Source organism: Citrobacter sp. wls718 (assembly GCF_005280945.1).
Lineage (GTDB): Bacteria > Pseudomonadota > Gammaproteobacteria > Enterobacterales > Enterobacteriaceae > Citrobacter > Citrobacter gillenii.
Window position 1 is genome coordinate 8,111 of record NZ_SZWV01000074.1, and the last position, 6,961, is coordinate 15,071.

Consider the following 6,961-nt stretch of genomic DNA (forward strand, 5'->3'; position numbering starts at 1 on the left):
GTTAATGAGTGTGAAACCTGGTCTTCACTGAACGGCAATCCGAGGGTGTGGATATGATTAGCGCATTCGATATTTTTAAGATTGGCATTGGACCTTCCAGCTCCCATACCGTGGGGCCAATGAACGCAGGTAAAAGCTTTATCGACCAACTGGTCAGTAGCGGAGAATTGCACCAGACCACGCGCATTGTGGTCGATCTTTATGGTTCACTCTCCCTGACCGGAAAAGGTCATGCGACCGATGTCGCCATCATGATGGGCCTCGCAGGTAACAGTCCGCAAAACGTGCAGATTGATACCATTGCGGGTTTTACCCAGGACGTGGCCCGTACCGGACGTCTCCCGGTGGCAGAGGGCACGCATATCGTTGATTTCCCTCCTGCTGAGAACATTCTCTTCCATAGCGAAACGCTCCCGCGCCATGAAAATGGTATGCGCATCACCGCGTGGAACAGCAACGAGACGCTATTAAGCAAAACCTATTACTCCGTTGGCGGTGGTTTTATCGTTGAGGAGGATCACTTTGGTCAGGCGCACGACGTTGAAGCGCATGTGCCGTACAATTTCCATTCTGCCAGCGAGCTGCTGAAACTGTGTGAGCGAAACGGGCTTTCCGTTTCCGGCCTGATGATGCAAAACGAGCTGGCGATGCGCAGTAAAGATGAGATTGACGCGGGTTTTGCGGCAATCTGGGATGTCATGCACGCCGGTATCGAGCGCGGCATGAACACCGAAGGCGTCCTGCCCGGTCCGCTTAACGTTCCGCGTCGCGCCGTGGCATTACGTCGGTTGCTGGTTTCCAGCGACAATCTGTCCAGTGACCCAATGAACGTCATCGACTGGATTAACATGTTCGCACTGGCCGTGAGCGAAGAGAACGCCGCCGGGTGCCGGGTTGTTACCGCCCCGACAAACGGTGCGTGTGGCATTATCCCCGCCGTGCTGGCCTATTACGACAAGTTCCGCCGCCCGGTGAATGCGAACTCCATCGCCCGTTATTTACTGGCCGCGGGGGCGATAGGCGCGCTGTATAAGATGAATGCGTCTATCTCTGGGGCCGAAGTGGGCTGCCAGGGTGAGATTGGTGTGGCCTGTTCCATGGCTGCCGCCGGACTGACAGAACTGCTTGGCGGGAGCCCGGCGCAGGTCTGTATTGCCGCTGAAATCGCCATGGAGCATAACCTAGGGTTAACCTGCGATCCGGTCGCCGGACAGGTGCAAATTCCGTGCATTGAACGTAATGCGATCAACGCAGTAAAAGCGGTTAACGCCGCACGTATGGCGCTGCGCCGCACGTCAGAACCTCGGGTGTCGCTCGATAAAGTTATCGAGACGATGTATGAAACTGGCAAAGACATGAACGATAAATACCGCGAAACCTCACGCGGCGGTCTGGCGATCAAAGTAGTGTGTATGTGAGTTAATCAAAATAGCATGACCAAAAAGGTGCACAGAAGTGCACCTTTTTTTGTTGTAATCTGCTTCAAAAAAAGAAATCGATCCCACCTTTGATGTTTTCAAGAGAAAATCTTTCTTTACCTGTAGGGATTATAGGGTTTTGTTTGTGAAGTTTTTCTCTGACCCTGAGCGTATGATTTTCTTCATTCTAAGAGCTCGCCTGCATCTTATGAATTGCGTATCGCCTTTACGCAATACGAAAAAAATAAAAAAACCTCTACCTACACATTAAGCGGGAAATTATGGAAACGGCTACGAATAACAGCGTAATACTCGACGCATCCGCTCCGGCGCGCCGGGCGGGAATGACCGAAAGTGAATGGCAGGAAGCCATTAAATTCGACAGCATGGACACCGGTTGGGTCATTATGAGTATCGGTATGGCGATTGGCGCGGGGATTGTTTTTCTTCCCGTCCAGGTAGGTCTGATGGGGTTGTGGGTATTCCTGCTGTCCTCGATTATCGGCTATCCCGCGATGTATTTGTTCCAGCGTCTGTTCATCAACACGCTGGCTGAGTCTCCTGAGTGCAAAGATTACCCAAGCGTCATTAGCGGTTATTTAGGTAAAAACTGGGGCATTCTGTTAGGGGCGTTGTATTTTGTGATGTTGGTTATCTGGATGTTTGTTTATTCCACCGCCATCACTAACGACAGCGCTTCGTATCTGCATACATTTGGCGTGACCGAAGGGTTACTGTCCGACAGCCCGTTCTATGGCCTGGTACTGATTTGCATCCTGGTGGCTATCTCGTCACGCGGTGAAAAATTACTGTTTAAAATCTCCACCGGCATGGTGTTGACCAAGCTGCTGGTCGTTGCCGCCCTTGGCGTGTCGATGGTCGGGATGTGGCATTTGCATAACGCTGGCTCGCTGCCGCCGATGGGGCTGCTGATTAAGAATGCGATTATTACGCTGCCCTTTACGCTGACCTCGATTCTGTTTATTCAAACCTTAAGCCCGATGGTTATCTCGTACCGTTCTCGCGCAAAATCCATTGAGGTCGCGCGTCATAAAGCGCTGCGCGCCATGAACATCGCGTTTGGCATACTGTTTGTCACCGTCTTCTTCTACGCCGTCTCTTTCACCCTGGCAATGGGCCATGATGAAGCGGTGAAAGCCTACGAGCAGAACATTTCCGCCCTGGCGATTGCCGCACAGTTTATTAGCGGCGACGGCGCGGGTTGGGTGAAAATCGTCAGCGTTATTCTGAACATCTTTGCCGTGATGACCGCGTTCTTCGGTGTGTACTTAGGCTTCCGTGAAGCGACTCAAGGTATTGTGATGAATGTGCTGCGTCGCTACATGCCTGCTGAGAAGATCAACGAAATCTTCGTTCAGCGCGGCATCATGGTCTTCGCTATTTTACTGGCCTGGAGTGCAATTGTGCTCAATGCGCCGGTACTGAGCTTCACCTCTATTTGTAGCCCAATCTTCGGCATGGTGGGCTGTTTGATCCCGGCCTGGCTGGTCTACAAAGTTCCTGCACTGCACAAATATAAAGGCGCTTCCCTGTACCTGATCATCATCACAGGCCTGCTGTTGTGCGTTTCTCCGTTCCTGGCATTTTCTTGAGTTATCTGAGTGAAGGTCGTTGCTATGTTTGAGATTACATTGAATCCATTATGGGACTGTTTTATCCGCGCGGTGCAGGAAGAAGTCAAACCTGCCCTGGGCTGCACCGAACCTATCTCTCTGGCTTTGGCGGCGGCAGTCGCATCCGCTGAGCTGAACGGCGCGGTTGAACGCATTGATGCGTGGGTCTCACCCAACCTGATGAAAAACGGCATGGGCGTGACCGTACCGGGCACCGGAATGGTAGGGTTGCCCGTCGCCGCTGCGCTGGGTGCGCTGGGTGGCAATGCCCACGCGGGTTTGGAAGTGCTGAAGGATGCGTCCGCAGAGGCCATAGCCGACGCCAAAGCCATGCTGGCTGCCGGAAACGTGGCGGTGATGCTGCAGCAACCTTGCGAAGATATTCTCTTCTCACGCGCTAAGGTGTACAGCTGTGACGGGTGGGCGTGCGTCACGATTGTTGGCGGTCATACCAACATTGTGCACATCGAAACCCATAATGGTGTGGTGTTCAGTAAAGAAGAACAGACGCAGGATGAAGAGCTGGATTCGCCGCTGGCGGTGTTATCCCACACCTCGCTGGAAGAGATTCTGGCGTTTGTGAATGCGGTGCCGTTTGAGTCCATCCGCTTTATTCTGCAGGCGGCAAAACTAAACGGGGCGCTGTCTCAGGAGGGGTTACGCGGGACATGGGGATTACATATCGGTGCTACGCTGGAGAAGCAGTGTGCCCGTGGCCTGCTGGCAAACGATCTTTCAACCGCTATTCTGATCCGTACCAGTGCGGCGTCGGATGCGAGAATGGGCGGCGCGACGCTGCCGGCGATGAGTAACTCCGGTTCCGGGAACCAGGGGATCACCGCCACGGTTCCGGTGATGGTGGTGGCCGAGCACTTTGGTGCGGATGATGAAAAACTGGCGCGTGCGCTGATGTTGTCACACCTGAGTGCAATCTATATCCATCATCAGCTTCCTCGCTTGTCGGCTCTGTGTGCGGCAACGACGGCGGCGATGGGCGCGGCGGCGGGGATGGCATGGCTGGTGGATGGGCGCTATAACACCATCGCTATGGCGATCAGCAGCATGATTGGCGATGTGAGTGGGATGATTTGCGATGGCGCGTCAAACAGCTGTGCGATGAAAGTGTCTACCAGCGCGTCGGCGGCATGGAAGGCGGTACTCATGGCGCTGGACGATACGGCAGTGACCGGTAACGAAGGGATTGTGGCGCATAATGTCGAGCAATCTATTGCGAATCTGTGTGCGCTGGCATGTCGTTCGATGCAGGAAACCGACAAGCAGATCATTGAGATCATGGCCAGCAAAGCGCATTAATCTGTAGGCCGGGTAAGGCGTAACCGCCACCCGGCGTCAGTCTGAGCCGCCTTATCAGGCGGCGTCTTCTTCTTCCTGCCTTTGCTCGGCATCGGCAACAATCGCTTCCAGTTCCGTCAGCATATCTTCATAGCCAAAGGTTTTGGTCTGGACGACCGTGTCCTGAATTTTGGCTTTGATCGCCGGCTTACGCTTTTTTGACGCTTTCTTGCTCATAGTCGTACTCCCTTGTTTTTCCTGACTATACGGGCAAATCTATCAGCAAAGCGCGCAAAGGCGTATCGGCAACTAATGTTATGTTAGCTTCGTCACGAATAAATGCGCCGTCACCACAGGTCAGCGCTTCTTTTTCTGCTCCAGCCGTTAGCGCATGGAACGTGCCGTGGATCGACTGCAGATAGGCGCGGGGGCCGTGTAATTGAAAACTCAGTGATTCACCTTGCTTCAATTCGACATGGTGTATCCACACCTGCTGGCGAAGATGCAGGCTGCCTTGTTCTCCGTCCGGGGAGGCGATCAGTTGATGCTTACCGGTCGCCAGCGTGGCTTTCTGTACACAGGCATTTTCCCGCTGCGGGCAGGCGTCCAGCCATAATTGCATGCGGGTTAATGGCTTATCCTTGTTAAGGTTGTGCTCGCTGTAGCTAATCCCAGGCTGCGTGGCGAGCAGTAAAACCTCACCGGCTTTTGCCCGGACATGGTTGCCTTCGCTGTCGCGATATTCCGCTTCCCCTTCAAGGATCAGGTTGACGATATCCACCTTCGGATAGGTACGCGGCTGGAAAGAGGCCCCCGGTGCCAGAACTTCCTGGTTCAGAACACGCAGCGAGGCGTAACCCAGCAGCTTAGGATCAAAATAGTGTCCAAAGGAGAAGGTATAACGGGCTTGCAGCCAGCCGTAGTCTGCCTGTCCGCACTGTTTTGCTGTTCGGGTAGTAATCATCTTTCTTGACCTCTCTTTACTTCCTTTTATGTTAAATGGCTGGACGCTGTATTGTTAGCCAGATATTCTGCCCGGTATGTTCAAATTTCCTGAATGAGAACGACATGGCCAAAGAAAGGGCATTAACGCTTGAAGCGTTACGCGTAATGGATGCAATCGACAGACGTGGCAGCTTTGCCGCTGCGGCGGACGAACTGGGGCGCGTTCCTTCCGCTCTCAGCTATACCATGCAAAAGCTGGAAGAAGAGCTGGATGTGGTGTTGTTTGACCGCTCAGGCCATCGCACAAAATTTACTAACGTTGGACGCATGCTACTGGAACGTGGGCGCGTGCTGCTCGAGGCGGCTGATAAGCTGACCACCGATGCCGAAGCGCTGGCCCGCGGCTGGGAAACGCATCTGACGATCGTCACCGAAGCGCTGGTACCCACGGCAGCGTTCTTTCCGCTCATCGACCGGCTCGCCGTGAAGGCCAATACTCAGCTTTCAGTGATCACTGAGGTGCTGGCTGGGGCATGGGAACGCCTGGAGCAGGGAAGGGCGGATATCGTGATCGCCCCGGATATGCATTTTCGTTCATCGTCAGAAATTAATTCCCGCAAGCTGTACACGCTGATGAACGTCTACGTGGCCGCGCCGGATCATCCTATCCATCAGGAGCCGGAGCCGTTGTCGGAAGTGACCCGAGTGAAATACCGGGGCATTGCGGTGGCGGATACCGCCCGTGAGCGCCCGGTGCTGACCGTCCAGTTACTGGATAAACAGCCGCGCCTGACGGTGAGTTCAATCGAAGATAAGCGCCAGGCGCTGTTGGCCGGGCTGGGTGTGGCGACCATGCCGTATCCGCTGGTGGAAGAGGATATTGCCGCAGGTCGTTTGCGCGTGGTGAGCCCGGAGTCCACCAACGAAATTGATATCATCATGGCCTGGCGACGGGACAGTATGGGTGAGGCCAAATCCTGGTGTCTGCGGGAAATTCCGAAGCTGTTTGCGGGGAAATAAGGTGGGGTTAAGCCGGATGCGGTGCAAGCACCTTATCCGGCCTACAAAACGGAGTAGGTTGTAGGCCTGATAAGCGCAGCGCCATCAGGCATCTCTACGTGCTACGTCAGGACAGTTGTTTAGGGTCTGCACCGAAGCGGTTGCTACCCGGCGTGCCGTTCTGACAGTTGAAAATAATGATAACCAACCAGCCAATGATGGGGATCAACAGGATCAGCAGCCACCATGCAGAACGGTCGGTGTCATGCAAACGACGGAACTGCACTGCCCACCACGGTATAAATACCAGCACACCATAAATCGTCGTTAATACGCCTTCTCCCCCGGCGCGTTGCCAGCCAAGCATGTTGTCCAGGATGCTGAGTACGAAAGAAAAGATGATGTTGACCAGAACAAACATCCAGTACTCTTTGCGCCGAGCCCGGCCGCCAAAACCAAAATAGTTCTTAAGAACGTTTAGATACCAATCCATTTGCGCCTCATTTTGCGTTCAATCACTTGTTTTTAAAGTAATCAAATTAAGAATAGCTGCGAATGAAATGGTGGTAAATATTTGTCGTATTAATTATTTGCCCACATCGGAGCATTGCTTGTCAGTTAAACATTATGGAGAACATGTGATTCCGCCTCAGGGTTCCGTTCACCTCAGCG

At 53.6% G+C, this 6,961-nt stretch carries 7 protein-coding genes; 4 read left to right on the plus strand and 3 right to left on the minus strand.

Going from position 1 to position 6,961, the window contains the following annotated elements; all coding sequences use genetic code 11:
- Nucleotides 1-53 precede the first annotated feature (53 nt).
- The 3 genes from tdcG (at nt 54) to FDW95_RS14740 (ending at nt 4,366) form a co-directional block, all read left to right on the plus strand.
- Nucleotides 54-1,418 carry an L-serine ammonia-lyase gene (tdcG, locus tag FDW95_RS14730; protein WP_115257423.1) on the plus strand — a complete coding sequence of 455 codons (1,365 nt, stop codon included), beginning with the start codon at nt 54-56 and terminating at the stop codon, nt 1,416-1,418.
- A 281-nt stretch (nt 1,419-1,699) separates the two neighbouring features.
- Nucleotides 1,700-3,031, plus strand: coding sequence for an amino acid permease (locus tag FDW95_RS14735; protein WP_096755569.1), 1,332 nt, complete (start codon nt 1,700-1,702; stop codon nt 3,029-3,031).
- Nucleotides 3,032-3,055: 24 nt separating this feature from the next.
- Nucleotides 3,056-4,366 carry a serine dehydratase subunit alpha family protein gene (locus tag FDW95_RS14740; protein ID WP_115257424.1) on the plus strand — a complete coding sequence of 437 codons (1,311 nt, stop codon included), beginning with the start codon at nt 3,056-3,058 and terminating at the stop codon, nt 4,364-4,366.
- A 54-nt stretch (nt 4,367-4,420) separates the two neighbouring features.
- Here the strand turns inward: FDW95_RS14740 and FDW95_RS23200 are convergent, their stop codons facing one another.
- Entirely contained in the window at nt 4,421-4,582 is a 162-nt protein-coding gene (locus FDW95_RS23200; RefSeq protein WP_170973002.1) for a hypothetical protein, read from the minus strand.
- A 25-nt stretch (nt 4,583-4,607) separates the two neighbouring features.
- Nucleotides 4,608-5,309, minus strand: a complete 702-nt coding sequence (locus FDW95_RS14745; RefSeq protein WP_115257425.1) for a pirin family protein — start codon at nt 5,307-5,309, stop codon at nt 4,608-4,610.
- A 104-nt stretch (nt 5,310-5,413) separates the two neighbouring features.
- Here FDW95_RS14745 and yhaJ point away from each other — a divergent pair, with 104 nt between their 5' ends.
- On the plus strand, nt 5,414-6,310 hold the full coding sequence (gene yhaJ / locus FDW95_RS14750) for a DNA-binding transcriptional regulator YhaJ (RefSeq protein ID WP_115257426.1): 897 nt from the start codon (nt 5,414-5,416) through the stop codon (nt 6,308-6,310).
- Between the two features lie 106 nt (nt 6,311-6,416).
- Here the strand turns inward: yhaJ and FDW95_RS14755 are convergent, their stop codons facing one another.
- Complete coding sequence (locus tag FDW95_RS14755) at nt 6,417-6,782, minus strand: DUF805 domain-containing protein (protein ID WP_115257427.1); 366 nt, start codon at nt 6,780-6,782, stop codon at nt 6,417-6,419.
- Nucleotides 6,783-6,961 lie beyond the last annotated feature (179 nt).